This window comes from Actinomycetospora sp. C-140 (assembly GCF_054796175.1).
The window spans coordinates 51,642-73,665 of record NZ_JBTWNF010000014.1; the positions used below are offsets into that span (position 1 = coordinate 51,642).

General features: G+C 75.5%; 23 protein-coding genes. 7 read left to right on the forward strand and 16 right to left on the reverse strand.

Annotated features, from left to right (window positions below; translation table 11 throughout):
- Positions 1 to 164 precede the first annotated feature (164 nt).
- Genes ACR9E3_RS22000 through ACR9E3_RS22010 form a run of 3 tightly spaced genes read left to right on the forward strand, consistent with a single transcriptional unit; the run spans position 165 to position 2,103 of the window.
- Positions 165 to 872, forward strand: coding sequence for an NUDIX hydrolase (locus tag ACR9E3_RS22000; RefSeq protein ID WP_460382665.1), 708 nt, complete (start codon positions 165 to 167; stop codon positions 870 to 872).
- 55 nt (positions 873 to 927) lie between these two features.
- Positions 928 to 1,629, forward strand: a complete 702-nt coding sequence (locus tag ACR9E3_RS22005) for an LON peptidase substrate-binding domain-containing protein (RefSeq protein ID WP_460382666.1) — start codon at positions 928 to 930, stop codon at positions 1,627 to 1,629.
- Positions 1,630 to 1,638: 9 nt separating this feature from the next.
- A complete protein-coding gene (locus ACR9E3_RS22010; RefSeq protein WP_460382667.1) occupies positions 1,639 to 2,103 on the forward strand; it encodes a DUF3237 domain-containing protein in 465 nt (154 codons plus the stop codon).
- Here the strand turns inward: ACR9E3_RS22010 and ACR9E3_RS22015 are convergent.
- Positions 2,096 to 2,998, reverse strand: a complete 903-nt coding sequence (locus ACR9E3_RS22015) for a LysR family transcriptional regulator (RefSeq protein ID WP_460382668.1) — start codon at positions 2,996 to 2,998, stop codon at positions 2,096 to 2,098. The two genes, ACR9E3_RS22010 and ACR9E3_RS22015, sit on opposite strands and share 8 nt — an antisense overlap.
- Before the next feature lie 67 nt (positions 2,999 to 3,065).
- Here ACR9E3_RS22015 and ACR9E3_RS22020 point away from each other — a divergent pair, with 67 nt between their 5' ends.
- Together ACR9E3_RS22020 and ACR9E3_RS22025 are read left to right on the forward strand one after the other, a co-directional pair.
- Positions 3,066 to 3,752 (forward strand): O-methyltransferase, encoded by a 687-nt coding sequence (locus tag ACR9E3_RS22020; RefSeq protein WP_460382669.1) that lies wholly within the window; start codon positions 3,066 to 3,068, stop codon positions 3,750 to 3,752.
- Between the two features lie 113 nt (positions 3,753 to 3,865).
- Positions 3,866 to 4,291: an ester cyclase gene (locus ACR9E3_RS22025; protein WP_460382670.1), complete on the forward strand. Its 426-nt coding sequence runs from the start codon at positions 3,866 to 3,868 to the stop codon at positions 4,289 to 4,291.
- Here the strand turns inward: ACR9E3_RS22025 and ACR9E3_RS22030 are convergent, their stop codons facing one another.
- From ACR9E3_RS22030 to ACR9E3_RS22065, 8 genes are all read right to left on the reverse strand, one after another.
- Entirely contained in the window at positions 4,292 to 5,353 is a 1,062-nt protein-coding gene (locus tag ACR9E3_RS22030) for a M20 family metallopeptidase (RefSeq protein WP_460382671.1), read from the reverse strand.
- Positions 5,350 to 5,955, reverse strand: a complete 606-nt coding sequence (locus ACR9E3_RS22035) for a DUF2567 domain-containing protein (protein WP_460382672.1) — start codon at positions 5,953 to 5,955, stop codon at positions 5,350 to 5,352. The genes ACR9E3_RS22030 and ACR9E3_RS22035 overlap by 4 nt, the downstream gene beginning before the upstream one ends.
- Positions 5,952 to 6,227, reverse strand: a complete 276-nt coding sequence (bsaP, locus tag ACR9E3_RS22040; RefSeq protein ID WP_460382673.1) for a biotin synthase auxiliary protein BsaP — start codon at positions 6,225 to 6,227, stop codon at positions 5,952 to 5,954. The genes ACR9E3_RS22035 and bsaP overlap by 4 nt, the downstream gene beginning before the upstream one ends.
- Complete coding sequence (gene bioB / locus ACR9E3_RS22045) at positions 6,224 to 7,258, reverse strand: biotin synthase BioB (RefSeq protein ID WP_460382674.1); 1,035 nt, start codon at positions 7,256 to 7,258, stop codon at positions 6,224 to 6,226. The genes bsaP and bioB overlap by 4 nt, the downstream gene beginning before the upstream one ends.
- Positions 7,259 to 7,326: 68 nt before the next feature.
- Entirely contained in the window at positions 7,327 to 8,022 is a 696-nt protein-coding gene (bioD, locus tag ACR9E3_RS22050; protein ID WP_460382675.1) for a dethiobiotin synthase, read from the reverse strand.
- Between the two features lie 16 nt (positions 8,023 to 8,038).
- A complete protein-coding gene (locus ACR9E3_RS22055) occupies positions 8,039 to 8,926 on the reverse strand; it encodes a DEAD/DEAH box helicase family protein (protein ID WP_460382676.1) in 888 nt (295 codons plus the stop codon).
- Complete coding sequence (locus tag ACR9E3_RS22060) at positions 8,923 to 9,792, reverse strand: STAS domain-containing protein (RefSeq protein WP_460382677.1); 870 nt, start codon at positions 9,790 to 9,792, stop codon at positions 8,923 to 8,925. Before ACR9E3_RS22060 ends, ACR9E3_RS22055 begins: the two co-directional genes overlap by 4 nt.
- A gap of 67 nt (positions 9,793 to 9,859) precedes the next feature.
- A complete protein-coding gene (locus ACR9E3_RS22065) occupies positions 9,860 to 11,020 on the reverse strand; it encodes an 8-amino-7-oxononanoate synthase (RefSeq protein ID WP_460382678.1) in 1,161 nt (386 codons plus the stop codon).
- Positions 11,021 to 11,043: 23 nt separating this feature from the next.
- On the opposite strand from ACR9E3_RS22065, the gene ACR9E3_RS22070 reads away from it, so the two are divergent.
- Entirely contained in the window at positions 11,044 to 12,138 is a 1,095-nt protein-coding gene (locus tag ACR9E3_RS22070; RefSeq protein WP_460382679.1) for a TIGR03617 family F420-dependent LLM class oxidoreductase, read from the forward strand.
- 41 nt (positions 12,139 to 12,179) lie between these two features.
- On the opposite strand, the gene ACR9E3_RS22075 is transcribed toward ACR9E3_RS22070, so the two are convergent.
- Together ACR9E3_RS22075 and ACR9E3_RS22080 are read right to left on the reverse strand one after the other, a co-directional pair.
- A complete protein-coding gene (locus ACR9E3_RS22075; RefSeq protein WP_460382680.1) occupies positions 12,180 to 14,531 on the reverse strand; it encodes a SulP family inorganic anion transporter in 2,352 nt (783 codons plus the stop codon).
- A 453-nt stretch (positions 14,532 to 14,984) separates the two neighbouring features.
- Positions 14,985 to 16,262, reverse strand: a complete 1,278-nt coding sequence (locus ACR9E3_RS22080) for an adenosylmethionine--8-amino-7-oxononanoate transaminase (RefSeq protein WP_460382681.1) — start codon at positions 16,260 to 16,262, stop codon at positions 14,985 to 14,987.
- A gap of 49 nt (positions 16,263 to 16,311) precedes the next feature.
- On the opposite strand from ACR9E3_RS22080, the gene ACR9E3_RS22085 reads away from it, so the two are divergent.
- The gene (locus ACR9E3_RS22085; protein ID WP_460382682.1) at positions 16,312 to 17,169 is read left to right on the forward strand and encodes a PaaX family transcriptional regulator; all 858 of its coding nucleotides are present in this window, start codon (positions 16,312 to 16,314) and stop codon (positions 17,167 to 17,169) included.
- A gap of 22 nt (positions 17,170 to 17,191) precedes the next feature.
- Here the strand turns inward: ACR9E3_RS22085 and ACR9E3_RS22090 are convergent, their stop codons facing one another.
- From ACR9E3_RS22090 to ACR9E3_RS22110, 5 genes are all read right to left on the reverse strand, one after another.
- Positions 17,192 to 17,605, reverse strand: a complete 414-nt coding sequence (locus ACR9E3_RS22090) for a VOC family protein (protein WP_460382683.1) — start codon at positions 17,603 to 17,605, stop codon at positions 17,192 to 17,194.
- The gene (locus tag ACR9E3_RS22095; RefSeq protein WP_460382684.1) at positions 17,602 to 18,981 is read right to left on the reverse strand and encodes an NAD-dependent succinate-semialdehyde dehydrogenase; all 1,380 of its coding nucleotides are present in this window, start codon (positions 18,979 to 18,981) and stop codon (positions 17,602 to 17,604) included. The genes ACR9E3_RS22090 and ACR9E3_RS22095 overlap by 4 nt, the downstream gene beginning before the upstream one ends.
- A gap of 9 nt (positions 18,982 to 18,990) precedes the next feature.
- A complete protein-coding gene (locus tag ACR9E3_RS22100; protein ID WP_460382685.1) occupies positions 18,991 to 20,439 on the reverse strand; it encodes an MFS transporter in 1,449 nt (482 codons plus the stop codon).
- Complete coding sequence (locus ACR9E3_RS22105) at positions 20,436 to 21,044, reverse strand: TetR/AcrR family transcriptional regulator (RefSeq protein WP_460382686.1); 609 nt, start codon at positions 21,042 to 21,044, stop codon at positions 20,436 to 20,438. The genes ACR9E3_RS22100 and ACR9E3_RS22105 overlap by 4 nt, the downstream gene beginning before the upstream one ends.
- Positions 21,045 to 21,149: 105 nt before the next feature.
- Positions 21,150 to 22,004: an amidohydrolase family protein gene (locus ACR9E3_RS22110; protein WP_460382687.1), complete on the reverse strand. Its 855-nt coding sequence runs from the start codon at positions 22,002 to 22,004 to the stop codon at positions 21,150 to 21,152.
- Positions 22,005 to 22,024 lie beyond the last annotated feature (20 nt).

The window sequence follows — 22,024 nt, forward strand, 5'->3', positions numbered from 1 at the left end:
GACCGTACCCGCCCGCCCCGCCCTCGCGCCAGAGCCCGGTCACCCCGCGTGGCGTGGACCACCCCAGGGTTGTCAGCGAAGTGCCCCTATCGGCGTGCTGTGCTGGATCCGGGACGCTGAGCGTCTGCAACGGCACTTCGCTGGTACGCCTACGATCACTCTCCGTGGAGACGGCTGGTGCGGGCGGGGAAGCGGGGACGTACGCGCACGACGTGCTCGCCGTCGTCCTGCGCATCACCGGCGCCGTGCCGAGCGTGCTGCTCTGGCAGCGGGCGCGGGAGCCGCAGGCCGGTCGCTGGTCGCTGCCCGGCGGACGCCTCGGGCCCGACGAGGACGTCGAGGCCTCGGTGCGCCGACACCTCGCGGAGAAGGTCGACCTCGCCGAGGTCGCCCACGTCGAGCAGCTGGGCGTGTTCTCCGACCCCCACCGCGGCCCGCCCCCGCGGCGCATCGCGACGGCTTTCCTCGGCCTCGTGCCCACCGACGCCGACCCGGCCGTCCCCGACGACACCGCCTGGCACCGGGTCGACCGCCTCCCCGAGACGGCCTTCGACCACGGCGCCATCACGCGCGACGGCCTCGACCGCCTGCGCGCCAAGCTCTCCTACACCAACATCGGGTTCGCGCTCGCGCCCGCCGCGTTCACCGTCTCGGAGCTGCGCGACCTCTACGCCGCCGCGCTCGGGCACCGCGTCTCGGCCACCAACCTGCACCGGGTGCTGACCCGGCGCGGGGTGCTCGTGCCCACCGGCGAGACCGCGGCGTCGGGCCCCGCCGGCGGCCGCCCGGCGGCGGTCTTCCGGTTCTCGGAGCGCGGACTGCGCGTCACCGACCCCTTCGCCGCGCTCCGACCACCCGGCGAGCCCGGCTGAGAACCCGCACCGCGCCACCCGGCGCCGAGCCCGTGGTGGTCGTAGCGTGGGCGCCGTGGTCGAGACGCTGCCTCTGTTCCCGCTGGGGACCGTGCTGCTCCCGGGCGCCTCGTTGCCACTGCACATCTTCGAGCCCCGCTACCGCCAGCTGACGATCGACCTGGTCACGGGCGCGATCCCGGGCAAGCAGTTCGGCGTCGTCGCGGTCCGGGAGGGCTGGAGCCCGGACGACGGCCGCGGCGGCCTGCACGACGTGGGCTGCACCGCGTCGCTGCGCGAGGTGCGCCGCCTGCCCGACGGCCGGTTCGACATCCAGACCACCGGCGACCGGCGGTTCCGTCTCGTCGACGTCGACGACACGACCGCTCCCTACCTCGTCGCGAACGTCGAGTGGCTGCCCGACGACGAGGACGACGACGAGCAGGACCTCGCCCCGTTCGCGATGGCCGCGCGCGCCGCGCACCGGCGGTACTGCACCACCGCCTGGCGCCAGCAGGGCGGCGGCGACGGCGAGATGCCCGCCGAGCTCACCGAGGAGGCGGCCCCCGACGTCGCCGACCCCGAGCTCGCGCACATCCTGGCCGGCGACTGCCTGCTACCGCTCTCGGACCGCCAGGAGCTGCTCGAGCAGACCTGCCCCATGGAGCGCCTGCAGCTCGTCCGGCGGTCGATGACGCGCGAGGCCGTGCTGCTCGGCGAGCTGCGCGCGGTGTGGGCCCCGAGCGTCAAGTTCGCGGTCGAGCACAGCCTGAACTGAGGGGGCGCGATGGGTCTGCCCGTCCCCGGCCTGGAGTTCCTCGCCCACGTCGAGGTCGAGCTCGGCGAGCTCCTCGACCTCGGCACCACCGACGCGGGCCACCGGCGCATCGTCCCGATCGTCGGGGGCACGGTGCGCGGTGAGCGGTTCTCCGGGGTGGTCGTCCCGGGCGGGGCCGACTGGCAGGTGGTCCACGACGACGGCGCGGTGGCCGTCGACACCCGCTACACGTGGCGGGCCGACGACGGAGCGCTCGTGCACATCCGCACCGCCGGCGTGCGCTCCGGCCCGCCCGCGGTGCTCGACGCGCTGGCCCGCGGCGAGGACGTCGACCCCGCCGCGTACTACTTCCGTGTCTCCGCGACGTTCGAGACCTCCGCGTCGCGGTACCGCTGGATGACCCGGGCGCTGACGGTCGCCACGGCGCGGCGCACGCCGTCGGCCGTGGTCTACGACGCCTACACGCTCACCTGAGCGCGACCACCTCCCGGACCCGGTCGCGCAGCCACCGGCGTGCCGGGTCGGCGTCGGTGCGCGGGTGCCACGACTGTTCGATCACCAGCGGCGGCAGGTCCAGCGGCACCTCCCAGGTCACGAGGTCGGCGCCGCCGACGACGTCGGCGAACCACCGCGGCGCGAGGGTGACCAGGTCGGCCGCGCGGACCAGGGCGAACGCGGCGACGAGGTCGGGCACGGTCGCGACCACGTCGCGGGCGAGGCCGCGGGTGGCGAGCGCGTCGTCGAGCGGGCCACGCCGCCGGCCGCGCCGCGTGGCGTTGACGTGCCCGACCTCGGCGAGCGCCTCCGGGGTCACCGCGCCCCGCCGCGCCAGCGCCCCGTCGCGGCGGCCCACCAGCACCATCCGGTCGTGCCGCAGCACCTCGCGGTGCAGCTCGGCCGAGTCGTCCGCGTCCGACGCCGCGCCGACGTCCAGGTCGACGGCACCGTCGCGCAGCGCCGCGACGCTCTCGTCGCCCTCCCCCACCAGCCGCAGCCGCACCCGCGGCGCCCGCGGGCGGATCGCGGCCAGCAGCGCCGGTCCGAGCGCGACCGCGGCGGCGTGCCCGGTGCGCACGGCGAACGTCGCGTCGAGGGTGGCCTCGTCGACCGCACCCCGCGGCCCGAGGATCTCCTGGGCCGCGGCGTGCACGGCGTGGACGCGCTCGCGCAGGCGGTCGGCCTCCGGGGTCGGGACGAGGTCCCGGCCCACCCGGACCAGCAACGGGTCGCCCGTCGCGCGGCGCAGCCGGGCGAGGCTGCGGCTCACGGCCGGCGGGCTGAGGTGCATGCGCTGCGCGGCGCCGGTGACGCTGCCCTCGGCGAGCAGCGCGTCGAGCGCCGCCAGCAGGTTGAGGTCGACGGATTGCACGAGACGCAATGCTAGGTGCACGAGCATTCACTGGTGCGCACGCGAGGCGCTTCCTAGCGTCGGTGTCATGACCTCCACGCTCGACGCCCCCGCCGTCCTCGACGAGCTCTCCGGCCTCCTCGCGGCCGCCGACGCCCAGGAGCCGGAGCTGCACGCCCGGCTCGCGGCCCGCTTCCCCGTCAGCGACCCTCGCACCGGCCCGACCTCCGACGAGGACGTCGCCGACCTCCTCACCGACGCCTACATCGCCGTGCCCCGCGAGGTGGGCGAGCTGCTCGCCCTGCTCGTGCGGGCGACCGGCGCGCGGACCGTGGTGGAGTTCGGGACCTCGTTCGGCATCTCGACGATCTACCTCGCCGCCGCGCTGCGCGACAACGGCGGCGGCCGCGTGGTCACGACCGAGATCGAGACCGCCAAGGCCGACGCCGCGACGGCCTCGCTGCGCCGCTGCGGGCTCGACGACCTCGTCGACCTGCGGGTGGGCGACGCCCGCGAGACGCTCCGCGGCCTCGACGACCTCGGCGACCCCGTCGACCTGCTCCTGCTCGACGGCTGGAGCACCCTGTACCTGCCGGTGCTCGAGATCGTCGAGCCCGCGCTGCGTCCCGGGGCACTCGTCGTCGCCGACGACACGTCGCTGTTCCCCGAGGTCCTCGCGCCCTATCTCGCGCGTGTCCGCGACCCGCGGGCCGGCTACCGGTCGGTCGACCTCCCCCTGGGCGACCGACTCGAGGTGACCGTCCGGACCGGGTGAGCGACGAGACCCAACCTCGTCCCGTCCGGCACCTCGACGTGACGCGGCGCTCCGATCCTGCACCCTCCGACGGCGGCCGACGGAGTCCGCCGTCCCGGACACCAGGAGCACCCGTGGACACGCGCGCACTGATGGAGCTGAACCTCGAGCGGTGGAACGCCAAGGACCAGGCCAGCTGGTGCGGCCTCTTCACCGAGGACGCGACGCTGACGGCGCCGGGTGGGGTCAGCGGCTCGGGCCCGGAGACCGTGACGATGTTCTATCGACTCTGGCAGGAAGCCTTCCCCGACAACCGGTGCCGCATCGTGCGTCTCGTCGACGGCGGGGACAACGGGGCCGTCGAAGCGGTGTTCGAGGGCACCCACTCCGGCACCCTCCACGCCCCGGGCGGCGACGTCCCGGCCACCGGACGCCGCGTCAGCGTTCCCTTCGTCAACATCGTCGACGTCGCCGGCGACCGCTACCGCTCGTTCGGCCTGTACTTCGACCAGGTCGAGATGCTGACCCAGCTCGGGCTCGCGGCGGCGCCCGCCGGCTGATCAGGTCAGCGCGGCCAGCACGCGCCGGTAGGCCTCGGCCGCCGGCTCGATCAGCCCGGCCGGTGCGGTCTCGTCGGTGACGTGGGCCTGCTCGGGCTCGCCGGGGCCGTAGATGATCGTGTCCGCGCCGCCGAGGGCACCGGCGAGCACGCTCGCGTCGGTGAAGTACGTGGCGTACTGCCCCGTCCCGCCGCCGAGCAGCTCGACGACCCGGGCCACCCGCGCCGGGTCGGTGTCGATCAGCGGGAGCTCGACGAGGCGCTCGGTCTCGACCGCGACGCCCGCGAGCTCGGCGACCGTGGCCGCGGCGGCGTCGGCGGTGTCGCCGGGCACCAGGCGCAGGTCGACCGTGAGCGCGGCGCGGTCCGGGACGACGTTGGGCTGGATGCCGGCGCGCATCATGCCGACGTTCGCCGTCGTCGCCCCGTGCGTCGGGCTGCTCGGCCAGGCGTCGTGCTCGTGGATGCGCACTGCGGCGCGGGCGAGATCCACGAGCGCGTTGTGGCCGAGGTCGGGCCGTGACCCGTGAGCCGGGACGCCGCGCGCCACCAGCTCGAGCCACAGCACGCCCTTGTGGCCGAGCACGACCCGGTTCGCGGTCGGCTCCGCGACCAGCAGCGTCCCGGACGGCCGCAGCGCGTCGGCGGGGATCTCGCGGGCGCCCTCGCAGCCCGTCTCCTCGCCGAAGGTCAGCACGACCTGCACGCCGCTCCCGCCGGCGCGGACGTGCTCGGCGGCCGCGATGACGGCGGACGCGACCCCGGCCTTCATGTCGCTCGACCCCCGGCCTCGCAGGCGCCCGTCGACGACGTCGCCGGCGTGCGGGTCGAATGACCACACCGCGGCGTCGGCGGGCACGGTGTCGAGGTGCCCGGTCACGGTCACCGGGGTCTCGTCGCCGCGGCGGGCGACGACGTTGGCCCGCCCGGGGCGCGTCTCGTGGACGGTGACGGCGAGTCCGGCGTCCTCGAGGCGGTCGGCGAGCAGGTCGGCGGCCGCCCGCTCCCCGCCGCCGCGGGTGTCGAGGCGGACGAGCTCGCACGCCAGGTCGAGGGCGGTCACGTGGTGTCCTCCCGGCTCATGTCCTCGTGCCCGTCGACGATGGCCGCCAGGACGTAGGCCAGCGCCGCGCCGAGCCCGGCGATCAGGGCGATCCACCAGGGCCCGGGCGACGGCGGGAGGCTCGTCATCACGGCTGGCACCGGGGCCGCCGGGGCGGCGGCGCCCAGCGCGGCCGGGTCCACGAGCACCGGCACCGGCGACGCGGCCCAGGCCAGCAGCGCGCCGACCCGGCCCGCGACCCACGCACCGACGAGGGCCCCGAGGACCACCGCGATCAGCATCACCGGCCCGCGGCGGTGCCGGCGACGCCAGGCGACCGCGCCGGCGATCACCCCGAACGACGCCACCAGCAGGATGTGGATCGCGACGGCGTCGAACGCGTGGTCGGCCTCGCCGGCCGGCGACCCGGTGCCGGCGCCGGGCAGGGCGACGACGTGCACGACCGGGGCGAGCAGCGCCCACAGCGCCCCGAGCGGCAGGCCCGCCACCAGCAGGATCGCCGCGAGGCGCAGCGCGGCGGGCACGTCCTCGCGCAGCTCCTCCCGCCCCAGCCGGCCCGTGGGCTCGGCGGGCAGGAAGTCGTCGTCGAGGGCGGAGCTCACGGGTCGAGCTCTCGCTTCGCTTCGCCTCCCGGCCAGGAGAACCCGTTCTGCCCCGCCGACTCGCCGTGCCGGCTGCAGCGCGCGGTCCAGCCCACCGGGTCGACCTGCACGACCATGCGGCGGGCGCACACCGGGCAGTGCCGCGGCGGGTCGACCGTCGCGAGGCGCCGGTCGCACGCGCCGTGGTCGCCGTCGGTGCGGGTGCCGCCGCACCAGGCGCAGTAGGCGGCGGCGGGGCCGGCCCCGTCGGTCGGCTCGAGGACGGCGCTCACAACGTGTCGTTCAGGGCCTTGATCGGCATCTTGAGGGTCTCGAGCATGTCGAGGTCCTGCTCGGCCGGGCGCCCGAGGTTGGTCAGGTAGTTGCCGACGATGATCGCGTTGACCCCGCCGAGCATGCCTTGCTCCGCGCCCAGGTCGCCGAGGGTCAGTTCGCGCCCGCCCGCGAAGCGCAGCACGGTGCGCGGCAGCGCGAGGCGGAACGCCGCGACGGTCATCAGCGCGTCGGCGCCCTGCGGCACCTCGAGGTGCGCGAACGGCGTGCCCGGGTTCGGGATGAGGAAGTTCAGCGGCACCTCGTCGGGCTCGAGCTCGGCGAGCTGCACCGCGAACTCGGCGCGCTGCTCGAGCGTCTCCCCCATGCCGACGATGCCGCCGCAGCACACCTCCATGCCGGCCGCGCGCACCATCTGCAGGGTGTCCCAGCGCTCCTCCCAGGAGTGCGTGGTGACGACCTCCGGGAAGTGCGACCGGGCGGTCTCGAGGTTGTGGTTGTAGCGGTGCACGCCCATCGCGGCGAGCTCGTCCACCTGCTCCTGGGTCAGCATCCCCAGCGAGCACGCGACGTTGATGTCGACCTCGGCGCGGATCGCGGCGATGCCGGCGCGGACCTGCTCCATGAGCTTGGCATCCGGACCGCGCACCGCGGCGACGATGCAGAACTCCGTCGCGCCGGTCTTCGCGGTCTGCTTGGCGGCCTCGACGAGACGGTCCTTGTCCAGCCACGCGGCGCGCACCGGCGACTCGAAGAGCCCGGACTGCGAGCAGAAGTGGCAGTCCTCCGGGCAGCCGCCGGTCTTCAGCGACACGATGCCCTCGACCTCGACCTCGGGCCCGCACCAGCGCATGCGGACCTCGTGCGCGAGCGCCAGCGCCTCGGGCAGTCGGTCGGACGGGAGCTGCAGGACGGCCAGGACCTGCTCCTGCGACAGCCCCTCACCCCGCTCGAGCACCTGCTCGCGGGCCACGGCGAGCACGTCCTCGCCGGTGTCCTCGGACGTGGTGCCGGTTTCGACGGCCGTCACGCACGGCTCCCTTCGTCGGGGTTCTCGTCCGGCCCTCGCGGGCACGGTCGGGCTCGCCGCAGTGTGCCTCACGCACCGCGATCCGGGGACCACCCACCGCCGAGGACGGGACCCAGGCCACACCGCGCGGCGGCCAGCAGGGCGTCGGGGGTCGCGGTGCCGAGACCGGCCGGCAGGACGCCGAGCAGCGGTGCGCCGGTGACGGCCGGGAGGTCGTCGAGGTTGGTCCGCTCGGCGAGGTCGGGCTGGTCCGGGTAGGCGCCCACGACGGTGCCGCCGAGCGTGATCCCGCGCCGGCCGAGCGCCTCCGCGGTGAGCGCGGCGGTGTTGAGCACGCCGAGCCCGGCGCTCGCGACGAGGACCACGGGGGCGTCGAGGGCCGCGGCGACGTCGGCGAGGGTCTCGCCGAGGTCGTTGAGGCGCACGAGCAGCCCGCCCGCCCCTTCGACGATCACCAGGTCGGCGTCGACCCCCCGCACGGCGTCGACCACCTGCGCGGCCATCACCGGCATCGCGCCGGCCCGGCGCGCGGCGGTCGCGGGCGCGAGGGGCTCGGGGAACCGGGCGAGCTCGACCGTGTCCACCGGACCGGCCAGACGCGCCACGTCGGCGAGGTCGCCGTCCTCCCCCGGCGCGACCCCGGTCTGCGCGGGCTTCACGACCGTGACGCGCTCGCCCGCGGCGCGCGCGAGGGCCGCGATCGCGGCGGTGACGACGGTCTTGCCGACGTCCGTGCCCGTACCGGTGACGATCAGGGTCCGCACGGCGCGCGAGGGTAGTTCAGGCCGTGGACAGGACCCGCACCGCGCGACGGTCGGGGTCGTCGTGCAGCACGGCGCGGGCGCAGAACGGGCGCACGTGCGCGAGCGGGTCGCCCGCCGGCACCGTCGCCGTCGTCACGCCGCGGGGCCCCGTGACCTCGCAGAACACCGACGACCCGGCGTCGGAGCGGATCTCGACGGTGAGCCCGGCGTGGTCCGGGTCGCCGTCGCGGACGCCGAGCACGACCGCCTCGTGCACCGCCAGCACCGCGGCGCGCACGGCGTCGCCCTCCAGCCCGGCGCGCGCGGCGGCCTCGGCGACCCGGCGGCGGACCTCGGCGAGGTCGGCGGTGCCGTCGACGCCGACCCGCACCGTGACCGTCCCCCAGACGGCGGCCGGCACGGGACTGGTGGGCGACGGCGCGCGGTAGTCGGGGTTGTCGACGGTGCCGACGGCCGTCGCCAGGCGGGGATGGCTGCGCCGGGCGACCGCGAGCTGCTCCGGGTCGAGATCGTTCCGGCAGCAGCAGATGAGGGTCAGGGGCAGGTCGCCGAGCACGAGGCCGAGCGCGTCCTCGCCGTACGCGCGGTCCGCGCCGGACACCGCGGGCGCGTACTGGCCCAGCAGCGTGGTCCGCCGGCCGGCCCGCGCCCAGCCGCGGACGGCGGCGACGAACCCGGGCGCGGACGGTGCCGCCAGGCCCGACGGCGGCGGGAACTCGACGCGCTCCGCGTCCGCGCCGAGCGCCTCGCGCACGCGGCGGACGGTGCCGCGGTCGGCGGCCACGACGACGTCCTCGCCGTCGGCCAGCGCGCGGCGGAGCTCGGGGACAGCGCTCGCCGCCAGGTCGTCGGGGCCGTGGTGGAGCAGCCCCAGGTGCACGAGACCCGCCGGCGGGGCGGTCATCGCGGGTCCTCGCTCTCGCGCACCGACGGCGGGCGCCCGACCGCGTCGAACAGCCGCCGCAGGAAGCGGGGACCGTTGTGCAGGACGATGTGCTGCTCCGTCGGCGCCGACCGGGCCGCGAGCATGAGGATCTCCGCGCAGGAGACGTCCATGAAGTCGACGGCGGCGAGGTCGACGTGCAGGTCGGAGCAGCCCTCCCGCTCGCGGGCGGCGCGCAGCGCGCCGTGGACGGCGGCGCCGAACCGCCGCGAGACGTGGGCGTCGAGGTCGCCCCGGGGCCGCCAGCGTCCGTCGTCGTCGCCGGCCGACCAGACGCCGTCGACGAGGTCGCGGTGGTGGACCGCGACCGTCTCCCACATCGCCCGCTCGCTCTCGGCCGGGACGCTGAGCTGGCAGAGCATCCGGACCGGCCACTCGGCGGTGAGGGTGTCGAAGCCCGACTCCCAGGTCGCGTACTCGCTCACGAGGTGCGCGTCGTCGGCCATCGGGAGCTCGGGACTCTCCTGGGTCATCGCCACCGTGGGCCAGAGGTCGTCGAAGGCCCGCTCGACCTCGTCCTGGTAGACGGCGAGCACGCCGGCCGACGTGGCGCCGGAGCGCTCGACGAGCGTCGGGAAGTCGAGGAACTCGAGCTGGCCGCTCGCGAAGGCGTCACGCGCCCCGCGGGGTCCGGCGGGTCCGCTGAGCCAGTGCTGCTGCCCGTCGGGCAGCCACCCCTTGTAGTAGACCTTGGAGCCCAGCGCGAGCTCCCGCTCGACCCATGACGCCGTGCCCCGGCGGCCCTGCTCGACCGCGTCGGCGACGAGCAGGGTGTGACCCGAGCCGCCGGCGGGCGCCTCGGGGCGCCCGCGCAGCACTGCGGTCACGTCGTCTCCCGGGGCCGTGGGGTGGGCCCACACGAGTACCCCCCGGACGGGGGTCCCCATGCACGCCCTAGCGTCCGGCGACGAGCGGGCCCAGCACCTTGTGCAGCACCTGGTCGACCAGGGCGAGGTCGTCGGCGGTGAGATCGGCCCGCGCGGTGAGCCGCAGCCGCGACGTGCCCGCGGGCACCGAGGGCGGGCGGAAGCACCCCGCCCGCAGGCCGTGCTCGGCGCAGCCCGCGGCGGCGGCGACCGCGGGCTCGGGGTCGCCGAGGACGACCGGCACCATCGCGGCGGTCGGCGTCGGCACGTCGAGGCCCGGCGCGGCGGCGCGGGCCGACGCCGCCACGGACGCCGCGTGCGTGTGCAGCGCCGCGACCCGCTCCGGCTCGGCCCGCACGATCCCGAGGGCGGCGAGGGCGGCGCCAGCGGCCGCCGGGGCGAGCCCGGTGTCGAAGATGAAGGGCCGGGCGGTGTCGACCAGGTGCTCGACCACCGCGCGGCCTGCCAGCACCACCCCGCCCTGGGCGCCCAGCGACTTCGACAGCGTGGCGGTGAGCACGACGTCCGGGGCGCCGGCGAGCCCGGCCTCGGCGAGGGTCCCGCTGCCGCCGGGGCCGCGGACGCCGAGGCCGTGGGCGTCGTCGACCAGCAGGACCGCGTCGCGCTCCCGGCAGACCGCGTGGAGCTCGGCCAGCGGGGCGATGCCGCCGTCGACGCTGTCGACCCCGTCGACGACCACCACCGCCCGCGGTTCCTCCCGGGCGGCGAGGACCAGGTCGACGGCGGCCGGGTCGGCGCACCGCGCGACCTCGACCCGCGCCCGGGACAGCCGGGCGGCGTCGACCAGCGAGGCGTGCGCGGCGACGTCGGAGACCACCAGCGCGCCGCGCCCGGTCAGCGCCGTGACGGCACCGAGGTTGGCGGTGTAGCCCGAGGAGAACACCAGCGCGGCCTCGCTGCCGGTGAACGCGGCCAGCTCCTCCTCCAGCTCGGCGTGCAGGTGCGTCGACCCCGTCACGAGGCGCGATCCCGTCGACCCGGCGCCCCAGGCGCGCAGGGCGTCGGCGCCGGCCTCGACGACACGGGGGTCGCGGGCGAGGCCCAGGTAGTCGTTGGAGGCGAGGTCGACGACACGGTCGGCGGCGCCCCGGGGCCGCAGCGTGCGGTGCAGCCCCGCGTCGTGGCGCGCGGCCGCCGTCTGCGCCAACCACGCGTCCAGCCAGGTCACGGCCGACACCCTACGTTCGGGGCATGCGCCTCGAGACGCTCCTGCCGCTCGGGAAGGTCGACCCGGGCCTGCGGACGCCGGACACCCCGCTGGACCTCCACGCCGTCGCGGCGAACGCGGCCCTGCTCGAGGAGATCGGCTACGGCGGGATGGCCGTCGAGGAGACCAAGGACGACCCGTTCGCCGTCCTCACGCTCGCCGCGAGCGCCACCCGCACGCTGCGGCTGGGCACCGCGGTCGCGATCGCGTTCCCGCGCAGCCCGACGGTGATGGCGCTGCAGGCGTGGACGCTGCAGAAGCTCTCGGGCGGACGGTTCACGCTCGGGATGGGCACGCAGGTGCGGGGGCACATCCGGCGGCGGTACGGCATGACCTGGTCGGCGCCGGCGCCGTGGATGCGCGAGTACGTGCAGGCCGTGCGCGCGGTGTGGCACACGTGGCAGACGGGCGCGCCGCTGGAGCACCACGGCGAGCACTACGACCTCGACCTCATGGTGCCGCTCTTCGACGCCGGGCCCATCGCCGATCCCGACATCCCGATCCACCTCGCCGGGGTCAACACGAACATGTGCGCCGTGACCGGCGAGGTCGCCGACGGCCTGCGCCCGCACCCGGTGTGCACGCCCTCGTACATCCGGGAGGTGATGCTGCCCGCGGTGCGGCGCGGCGCCGCCCGGAGCGGACGCCCGCTCGACGGGTTCCGCGTGGCGATGAAGCCGCTGGTGGCGTCGGCGCGCACGCCGGAGGAGCTCGCGGGGAAGGTCCGCGACGCCCGGGCGCGCATCGCCTTCTACGCGTCGACGCCCGGCTACCGGGCCGCGTTCGACCACCTCGGCCTGGGCGACCTCGCCGACGAGGCCAAGGGGCTCTCGAAGGCCCAGCGCTGGGAGGAGCTGCCGGACATGGTCGACGACGAGACCCTGCACCGCTTCGCCGTCATCGGCACCCACGACGAGATCGGCGACAAGCTGCTCGAGCGGTTCTCGTCGGTCGTGACCGACGTCGAGTTCTCGATCGCGGTCCGCGACGACACCGACCGCGACACCCTGCGTGCCCTGGCCGCGACCATCCAGTCCGCCTCCGACGCCCCCGCCCGGGCGACGATCACCGGTATGTGAGCAGTTGGCGCCCCGCCAGGGGCGCCAACTGCTCACGTGGGTCAGGCGGGGTCGGGGACCGGGAAGGCGGCGGTGGCGGGGTCGCCGGGGGTGGCGGAGGCGCCGGCGCCGAGGCGGTCGCGCGACGCCGGGACGAAGCGGTCCCCGTCGAGCACCGACATCCGCGCGGTGGCGATGTCGAAGAACAGCCCGACCAGCCGCACCCGGCCCTCGTCCAGCGCCCGCGCCACGGCGGGGTGGCGGGACAGGCGCTCGAGCTGGACGGCGACGTTGACCATCGCGAGCTGGTCGACGTCCGACGCGCCCCGCACCGCGGCCGCCGCGGCGACCGGGTGGCCGTCGTGCCAGCGCGCCAGGCTCTCGGCGGCCCCGTCGAGCCAGCGCCCGAGCTCGCCGTCGCCGCCGGTCCCCCGCAGGGTCGCCGTCATCGCGCCGCAGCCGGAGTGCCCGCACACCACGAGCGTCGGGACCTCGAGCGCGTCGAGGGCGTACTCCACCGAGGCCCCCACCGAGGCGTCCGCGTCCGTGCCCCGCGGCGCGAGGTTCCCGACGTTGCGGACGGTGAACAGGTCCCCCGGCCCGCTCGAGGTGAGCACGTTGGGCACCACCCGGGAGTCCGAGCAGGTCAGGAACAGCGCGTACGGCGCCTGCCCGTCGGCCAGGTCGGAGAGGTACGGCGCGACGAGCCCGGCGGCGCGGCGGTGGTACTCGCGCAGGCCGGTGAGGATCGGATCGTCCGCGGCGTCGTGCTCGTGACCGTGCCCCGCGCCGGCCCCGTAGCGGTCGTCGTGCCCGGACTGCCACACCGACCACGGGCTCAGGAACCGCGGCACCGGCCCGGGGCGACGGTCGCCGGGTCCGCCGTTGGACGTCGTGTGCCGGTCGAGCAGGCCCATCGTGCCGACCTCGTCGACGCGAACCCGCCCGCCGCCCTGCTCGTGGCGCTCGATCCACTCCTGGAGGTGGTCGTAGGCGGCGTGGTCGAGGTAGTCGGTGACCAGGTCGACCACCACCGGTGCCCCGCCCGGCACCGCGGCGAGCCTGCGGGCCAGGCGCGGGATCGACGGGAAGCACAGGGCGCCCTCGACGACCACGTGCCAGTCGCCGTCGGGGGTGCCGGCCGGCTCCTGGACCTCGATCGACGCCCACACCACGCGGCGAAGCACCAGCAGCAGCGCCAGCGCCAGACCGGCGACGACGCCGGTCAGCAGGTCGGTGAACACGACCCCGACGATCGTCACGACGTACACGGGCAGCTCGCCGTGGCGGTGCAGCTCGCGCATGTGCGCGAGCTTCACCAGCCGCGCGCCGATGACCACGAGGAGCCCGGCCAGCACGGCCATGGGGATCTGCTGCACGAGCCCGAGCAGCGCCACGGAGAACACGACGATCCAGACGCCGTGCAGGATCGCCGACGCGCGGGACTTCGCGCCGGCGGCGACGTTGGTCGAGCTGCGCACGATGACGCCGGTGATCGGCAGGCCGCCGAGCAGTCCGGAGAGGGTGTTGCCGGCGCCCTGGCCGACCAGCTCGCGGTCGAGATCGGACTTCTGGCCGCCGTGCATGCGGTCGACGGCGACGGCCGAGAGCAGGCTCTCGACGCTCGCGATGATCGCGATGGTCAGGACGCCGACCGCGAACGCCCCGACCTGCCCGTCGGGGAGCACGGGCGGTGAGATCGCCTCCAGCAGCGAGCCGCCGATCTCGACGCGCTCGACCGGCAGGGCGAGCACCGACGCCACGGCGGTCACCGCGACGACCGCCAGCAAGGGCGCGGGGATTCCGCGCACCCAGCCGGGCACGGCCTTCGGCAGCCGCGGCCACGCCAGCAGGATCGCGATCACGGCGAGCCCGAGGGCGGTCGCCGGGCCGTGCAGCGAGAGCAGCTGACCGGGCAGCGCGAGGACGTTCGCGAGGGCATCGTCCTGCTGCTCGCCGCCGAGGACGACGTGCAGCTGGCCGAGCACGATGGTCACGCCGATGCCGGCGAGCATCCCGTGGACGACGGCCGGGGAGATCGCGAGCGCCGCGCGGCCGGCCTTCGTGAGGCCGAAGACCATCTGCAGGACGCCGGCCGCGACGGTGATCGCGCAGGTCACGCCCCAGCCGAACTGGTTGACGAGGTCGGCGACGACCACGGTCAGCCCGGCCGCGGGCCCGCTGACCTGCAGCGGCGAACCGCCCAGGGCGCCGGCGACGAGGCCGCCGACCGCGGCCGCGATCAGCCCGGCGGTCAGGGGCGCGTCGGAGGCCACCGCGATCCCCAGCGAGAGGGGCACGGCGACGAGGAAGACGACGAGGGAGGCGGGGACGTCGGCGCGCAGGCGCTCGCGCCAGGTGACGTCCCGGTCGGGGGTGGGGGCCGCGGGGGCGGCGGTCGCTCCGGTGGTCATGGGTCCTCCGTCGGGGGCCGTGGACCGGCCCGGCGGGGGGTGATCGGTGCGATCACCGGGGGCATCAAGGAGCGCTCGCGGGGCCGGGACGCCGACCCATGGTCGGTCACCCGGCGTCACCGGCGGGGCGTCCTTGCCCCGTGCCGGAAGCGCTGTGATCACTGTGCCCGACGTCCAGGGGACCGCCCGGGAAGGCCACGAGTTGATCGTGACGCTCCGTTCGAATCAGCGACGGGTGCGCGGTACCGATGGTCCCTCGTCCGGGTGTGATGCAGCGCGGAGCTGGGCATCTGTGGCGTCGCGTTCACGCCCGGTCCGTGCTGATCACCGGGCGCCGTTGGTCCACCCGAGTGAAATCGTGCGAATAAGACGGAAGGGACAGACACGTCACACCGGACCGCGCCGGCCTCATCGCGGGCTCACACCGTCGTCACGCAGTGTTCACCTGAGCCGTCACCCGGCGCGGGCCGCCGCGACCATGGCCTCCCCGATGCGCGCGACGTCGTCGGACGGCGTGACGTAGGGGGGCATGGCGTAGACGAGGTCGCGGAACGGGCGCAGCCACACCCCGTGCGCCTCCGCGGCGGCCTGGGCGGCGGGCACGTCGACGGGGTGGTCGAGCTGGATCACCCCGATCCCCCCGAGCACGCGGACGTCGTCGACCCCGGGCAGCGACCGGGCGGGCTCCAGCGAGGCCCGCAAGCCGGCCCCGAGCGCCGCCACCTCGCCCGCCCAGTCGCGCCGCAGCAGCTCGTCGATGCTCGCCGCGGCCACGGTCGCCGCGAGGGGGTTGGCCATGAACGTGGGGCCGTGCATGAGACCGCCGGCCTCGCCCTCGCTGATCGCCGTGGCCACCGCGGGGGTGCACAGGGCGGCGGCCGCCGTGAGGTAGCCGCCGGTCAGCGCCTTGCCCAGGCACATCACGTCCGGCGACACCGCCGCCTGCTCGGAGGCGAACAGCGTGCCGGTGCGCCCGAAGCCGGTGGCGATCTCGTCGAAGACCAGCACGAGGTCGTGCTCGTCGGCGATCGCCCGCAGCGTCCGCAGGTGACGCGGGTCGTGGAAGCGCATGCCGCCGGCCCCCTGGACGACGGGCTCGACGACGATGCCGGCGATCTCGTCCGCGTGGGTCTCGGCGACGGCGCGGAGGTGGTCGTCGTACGCCGGGTCGTAGGAGTGCGGCGGCCGGTCGGCGAACACCTGCCGCGGCAGGAACCCCGTCCACGCCGTGTGCATCCCGCCCTCGGGGTCGCACACGCTCATCGCACCGAACGTGTCGCCGTGGTAGCCGCCCCGCCAGGTCATCATGCGGGTCCGCCCCGGGCGGCCGCGGGCGCGCTGGTACTGGAGGCACATCTTCAGCGCGACCTCGATCGACACCGACCCGGAGTCGGCGAGGAACACGTGCTCCAGCGGCTCCGGGGTCAGGGCGACGAGACGCTCGGCGAGGGCCACGGCCGGGTCGTGGGTCAGGCCGCCGAACATCACGTGGCTCATCGACCCGGTGGCGCGGACCACGGCCTCGTCGAGGGCGGGGTGCCGGTAGCCGTGCACGGCGGCCCACCACGACGACATCCCGTCCACGAGCTCGCGCCCGTCGTCCAGCGTCAGCCGGACCCCCTGCGCCGACCGCACGACGAGCGGGTCGGTCCGCCCGGGCATCGGGCCGTAGGGGTGCCAGACGTGGGCGCGGTCGAGATCCCGGAGCCTGGAGGTCACCCGCGACGTCATCCGCGCACCGTAACGGCGTGTGCGGATCCGGGCCCTAGGATCACCCGTGATGTCCACCGCCGACGAGAGCAGCGCCGAGGCCCGGCCGGACCCGTTCTCGCGCCGGCGGGAGGTCGCCGCGACCAGCGCGCGCTCGCTGCTGATGACGGTGCTCGGCGAGCTGGTCCTGCCCGGCGACGGCCCGGTCTGGACCCAGTCGGTCGTCGACGTCCTCGGCCTGGTCGGCGTCGAGGAGAAGTCGGCGCGCCAGGCGCTCGCCCGCACCGCCGCCGACGGGCTGCTCGTGTCCGAGCGGGTCGGGCGCAGGGTGCGCTGGGACCTCACCGACTGGAGTCGGCGACTGCTCACCGAGGGCGCCGCGCGGATCTACGCCCACGGGAGGGCGCGGACGCGGTGGGACGGGCGCTGGCTCGTGGTCGTCGCGAGCGTCCCCGAGCAACAGCGGGCCCGGCGGCACCGCCTGCGCACCCGGCTGGCCTGGGCGGGCCTCGGCTCCCCCGCCGCCGGGATGTGGGTCTCGCCGGACACCGGGCGCCTCGACGAGGTCCGCGAGGTGCTCACCGAGATCGGCCCGGCGGACGCGCACGTCATCACCGGCGAGTACCACGGCGAGCTCTCGTCCGCCGACCTCGCGACCCGCGCCTGGGACCTCGCCGATCTCGCGGCGCGCTACGAGGAGTTCGTCGCCCGCTTCGCCGAGCTGGATCCCGCCGACGACACCGAGACGCTCGCCGCGCAGATCCGTCTGGTCGACGCGTGGCGCCGCTTCCCGTTCCTCGACCCGGGTCTGCCCGACGCGCTCCTGCCGGGCGCCTGGGTCGGGCACCGCGCGGCCGGGGTGTTCCACGGCCGCCACGACGCCTGGGCCGAGGGCGCCCGCCGGGCGGCGGGCGTCCTCGGCCTCTAGCGAGGTCCCGGCTCCCGGTCGCTCAGTCCGTCGGCAACCAGATCTCCCAGGCGATCCCGTCCGGGTCGCCGAAGGAGACGAACGCGGCGTAGCCGGCGTCGCGCACCGGCGAGTGCTCGATCCCGTGGGAGTCGAGACGCTCGGCCCAGGCGTCGAGGTCCGCCCGCGACGCGACCGTCACCGCGACGTGGTCGAGCCCGGTGCGCTGCGGGCTGAACAGGTCGTTCGAGCGCTCGTACGGTTCGTGGATGCCGAGCACCAGGCCGCTCCCGGGGTGCCGCATCAGACGTCGCGGGTGCCCGGCCTCCGGCGGGCCCTCGCGGACGTCGCCCACCCGCTCGAAGCCCAGGACGTCCTCGTAGAAGGTCACCGAGGCCGTCATGTCACGGACGACGAGAGCGAGGTGGGCGACGCCCGAGAACGACGGGTCGCTCACTGGATCCAGATCGTCTTCGCGTTGACGAACGACTGCGGACCGAAGCTCGCGAGCTCGCGCCCGTAGCCGGAGTTCTTCGCGCCGCCGAAGGGCACCTCGGGCGTCGACTCGGTGATCTTGTTGACGTAGACCATGCCCGACTCGACCTCGGTGGCGAACCGGATCTTCTCGTCCTCGTCCTGGGTCCAGGCACTGCCGCCCAGCCCGAAGTCGGAGTCGTTGGCGATGCGGATCGCGTCGCTCGCGTCGCTCGCGCGGAAGACCAGCGCGACCGGGCCGAACAGCTCCTCGCGGTAGGCGCGGGAGTCCTCGGGGATGTCGGCGAGCACCGTCGCGGGGTACCAGTTGCCGGGCCCGCCGGCCGGCTTCCCGCCGGTGAGGACGCGGGCGCCGGAGGCCACGGAGTCCTGGACCTGGGAGTCGAGGTCCTCGACGCCCTGGGCCTGGGACATGGGCCCCAGGTCGGTGTTCTCGTCCATGGGGTCGCCCATCGTCAGCGACTCCATCTTCGCCACCAGCTTCTGCGTGAACTCATCGGCGATCTGCTCGTGGATGATGAACCGCTTCGCGTTGATGCAGGACTGGCCGTTGTTGAGCATGCGGCTCGACACCGCGGCCTCGACGGTGGCGTCGACGTCGGCGGACGGCATGACGATGAACGGGTCGCTGCCGCCGAGCTCGAGCACGCTGGTCTTGACGTTCTGGCCGGCGCGGGCACCGACCTCGCGCCCCGCGGGCTCGCTGCCGGTCAGCGTCACGGCGCGCACGCGGTCGTCGTCGATGACCCCCTCGATCACCGAGGAGCCCACGAGCAGCGTCTGGAACGCGCCGTCCGGGAAGCCGGCGCGCGTGAGGACGTCCTCGATGGCCAGGGCCACCTGCGGGACGTTCGACGCGTGCTTGAGCAGGCCGACGTTGCCGGCCATGAGCGCCGGCGCGGCGAAGCGCAGCACCTGCCAGTACGGGAAGTTCCAGGGCATCACCGCGAGCACCGGACCCAGCGGCTGGTACCGGGTGAAGATCCGCGCGTGCTCGGGCGCCGACTTCGGCTTGGGCCACTCGACGTCGGCGAGGTCCTCGGCCGCGTGGTCGGCGTACCAGCGGCACCCCAGCGCGCACTTGGTCACCTCGGCCTTGGCCGCGGCGAAGGTCTTGCCCATCTCGAGGGTCGCGAGCTCGGCCAGCCGCTCGTTCTCGGCGTCGAAGATGTCCGCCGCGGCGCGCAGCCACCCGGCGCGCTGCTCGAACGTCGTGTCCCGGTACGTCTGGAACGCATCCCACGCGCGCTGGAGCTTCTCCTCGAGCTGCGCGTCGGTGAGGGCGTCGAACTCCTGGACGGTCTCCCCGGTGGCGGGGTTCGTCGTTGCGATGGCCATGGCTGACGACTACCCCGCCCGCCCGGCCGGGCAATCGTCCGTGCTCTGCCGAACGACCAGCTCAGGGGCCTCGATCCGCCGGTCCCGGCGCTCGGCCCGGGCCAGCGCCAGCGCGCACACCGCGGCGACGGCACCGGCGAGCGCCAGCATCACCCAGCCGGCGCGCACGAGGCCGAGCTCCTCGGGCCGTCCGGTGGTGTGTGTGCCGATCACCGACACCAGCAGCGCAACCCCGAGCACCGACCCGACCTGGCGGGCGGTGGTGATCAACGAGGACCCGGTGCCCCACCGGTGCGCGGGCAGGGCGGTGCCGACGACCGAGGACAGCGCGGGCAGGACGAGGCCCACGCCCAGCCCGGTGGCGAGCTGGCCGGGCAGCATCCCGGACGCGTACCCGGGGGTCACCCCGAGCCGCAGCGCCCACCACGCCGGACCGGCCGCGAACAGCAGCGCACCCACCGCGACCACCGGACCGATGCCGAAGCGCCCGGTGAGGTGGCCCGACTGCCGTGACACGACCACCACCACGAGCGGCCCGACCGCCAGCGCCAGCCCGGCGACCGGCGCCGGCCAGCCCCAGGTGCCGGTCAGGTAGAGGACGTTCGCGACGAGCATGCCGGCGAACCCGGTGGTGAAGGCGAGCATCGTCAGCGCGGCGAGGCCGACCACCGGGGTCGCGACCACGGCGAGGTCGAGCGCCGGCACGGGATGGCGGCGCGAGCGCGCCACGACCCCGGCGAGGCCGAGGACCGCGACGACGAGGCCCGCGACCACCGGCGCCGACAGCCAGCCGAGGTCGGGGGCGCGGACCAGGGCGTAGGCCAGCGCCCCGACGCCGACGACCAGCCCCACGGCGCCGAGCACGTCGGGCCGGCCCGCGCCCGTGCCGACCCCCGCCGGCAGGAACCGGGAGCCGGCGACCAGCGCGACGAGACCGACCGGCACGTTGACGAGGAAGACCCAGTGCCACGACGCCTCGACCAGCAGGCCGCCGAGCGGCGGGCCGAGCGCGGCCGCGACCGCGCCGATCGAGGCCCAGGCACCGACGGCGTGGGCGCGGCGTTCGGCCGGGAAGGCCGCGAGCAGCAGCGACAGCGACGTCGGCGTCACGAGCGCGGCACCGAGCGCCTGGACCGCCCGCGCGGCGACGAGCAGGCCCACCGAGGGCGCGACCGCACAGGCCGCGGACGCGAGGGTGAACACCGCGAGCCCGACCAGGAAGACCCGCCGGTGGCCGGAGCGGTCGGCGAGGCGCCCGGCGAGGGCGAGGAACGCGGCGAAGACGACGGTGTAGCCGTTGAGCACCCAGGAGATCTGGCCGAGGTCGGTGCCCGGGAAGTCGGCGCGGATGTCCGGGAAGGCCAGGTTGACGATGAACAGGTCGAGGCTCGACAGGAACGCGGCCGCCGACGTGATCAGCAGGACGGTGCGCGGGCGGACCGCGGTCGGCGCGCTCACGTCGTGTGGGCGTCGATGATGCGCGCGGCCAGCTCGACCGCGGTCCGGCCGGCCGCACCCTGGTCGAGGCGGTCCCGGTACGCGGCCTGCAGGTAGAGCCCGTCGACGACGAGCCAGAGCTCCTCGACGAGGCGCTCGGGGTCGGCGGCGCCGAGCGCCTCGACGAGCGTCGCGAGCTCCCGGTGCGACGCGGCGAGGACGGTGTGCGCCACGCCGGCCGGTGTGGGTGGCCCCTCGGCCGCGCCGAGGTCGGCGTCGTCGGGGAACTCGGCCAGGTAGTTGCGGAAGGCGCATCCCCGGAACCGCGGGTGGGCGGTCGTCGTCGCGACGTCCTCCACGAGCGCGAGCAGCTGGGCCCGCGGCTCGTCGTCCGCCGCCTCGCGCGCCGTGCGGGCGGTCGAGGACCGGATGTCGCGGGCCCGCTCGAGGTAGGCGGCGACGAGATCGGACTTCGTCGGGAAGTGCGAGTAGAGCAGGTTCTTGCCGGTGCCCGCCTCGCTGATCACCTGGTTCATCCCGACGGCGCGGACACCGTGCTCGTAGAACAGGCGCGAGGCGGTCGTGAGGATCCGGTCCCGGGTCCCGGGCGCGGGAGTCCGTGCCACGAGGGCTCCTCTCGGGGTCTGGCTCGGACCACACGGTCCTGGACCGATCGGTCCGCCAACCGACGCTACTCCCCTCGCCGTTGCCCGGCGAGGGTGCCGTGCGTCTCAGACGCGGCGGGGCGGATCTGAGAGACCGGGGTAGACCCGCTGGGCGTGTCCGCCGAGGAGTCCGTCGGTGAGCGCCTCGCTCAGCCCGAGGTCGCGGATCGCGGCGATGTTGCGGGCCGGGTCGGCCGCCGGGGAGTCGGTGCCGAACACGCACTTCGCCGCGACGCGTTCGAAGCCGAACCGCTCGTAGTAGACGGGCAGCTTGTGCGGCGGCAGGCCGGCGACGTCGAGCCACACGTTCTCGCGGGTCAGCGCGAGCGACGCCGCCGCCTCGTAGCTCCACCCGCGCCCGCCGTGCGCGAGCACCACGGTCAGCCCCGGGAAGTCGCGCAGGACGTCGTCGAGCAGGACGGGGTCGCCGTAGCGGGCGGTGGCGCCGGGGAACGTCGACGGCCCGGTGTGCACGATGACGGGCACACCGCGCTCGAGGCAGCGGGCGTAGGCCGGGTAGAGCTGGGCGTCGTTGGGGGCGATCCCGGCGTGCACCGGGTGCACCTTGAGCGCCACCGCACCGAGGTCGAGCTGCCGGTCGAGCTCCGCGGCCACCGGGTGGTGGACGTGCGGGTTGATGTTGGCGACGACCCGGAACCGGTCGGCGTCCGCGTCCACCAGCGGGAGCATGTCCTCGACGGTCTGCCAGCCGGTGACCTTCGGGGAGTACTCGCAGAACAGCAGCACGCGGTCGACGCCCGCGCCCGCGAACAGCGCCGAGATCTTCTCCGGGATCGCGGCGCCGTCGCTGTCGTACGCGGCCGTCCACTCCTCCGACGGGCCCGCGGGGCCGATCCACTGCTCCCACGGGACCTTGAGCCGGGCCAGGTGGGCGACGTGGACGTGGGCGTCGACGATCACCCGGCCATCATCGCAGCGCT

Excerpts from the sequence above, each read along its gene's own strand:
- ACR9E3_RS22070 (WP_460382679.1), top strand. The coding sequence starts at position 11,044 with ATGCGCCTCGAGACGCTCCTGCCGCTCGGGAAGGTCGACCCGGGCCTG.
- ACR9E3_RS22095 (WP_460382684.1), bottom strand. The coding sequence starts at position 18,981 with ATGGCCATCGCAACGACGAACCCCGCCACCGGGGAGACCGTCCAGGAG.
- ACR9E3_RS22020 (WP_460382669.1), top strand. The coding sequence starts at position 3,066 with ATGACCTCCACGCTCGACGCCCCCGCCGTCCTCGACGAGCTCTCCGGC.
- ACR9E3_RS22055 (WP_460382676.1), bottom strand. The coding sequence starts at position 8,926 with ATGACCGCCCCGCCGGCGGGTCTCGTGCACCTGGGGCTGCTCCACCAC.
- ACR9E3_RS22085 (WP_460382682.1), top strand. The coding sequence starts at position 16,312 with ATGTCCACCGCCGACGAGAGCAGCGCCGAGGCCCGGCCGGACCCGTTC.
- ACR9E3_RS22080 (WP_460382681.1), bottom strand. The coding sequence starts at position 16,262 with ATGACGTCGCGGGTGACCTCCAGGCTCCGGGATCTCGACCGCGCCCAC.
- ACR9E3_RS22010 (WP_460382667.1), top strand. The coding sequence starts at position 1,639 with ATGGGTCTGCCCGTCCCCGGCCTGGAGTTCCTCGCCCACGTCGAGGTC.
- ACR9E3_RS22075 (WP_460382680.1), bottom strand. The coding sequence starts at position 14,531 with ATGACCACCGGAGCGACCGCCGCCCCCGCGGCCCCCACCCCCGACCGG.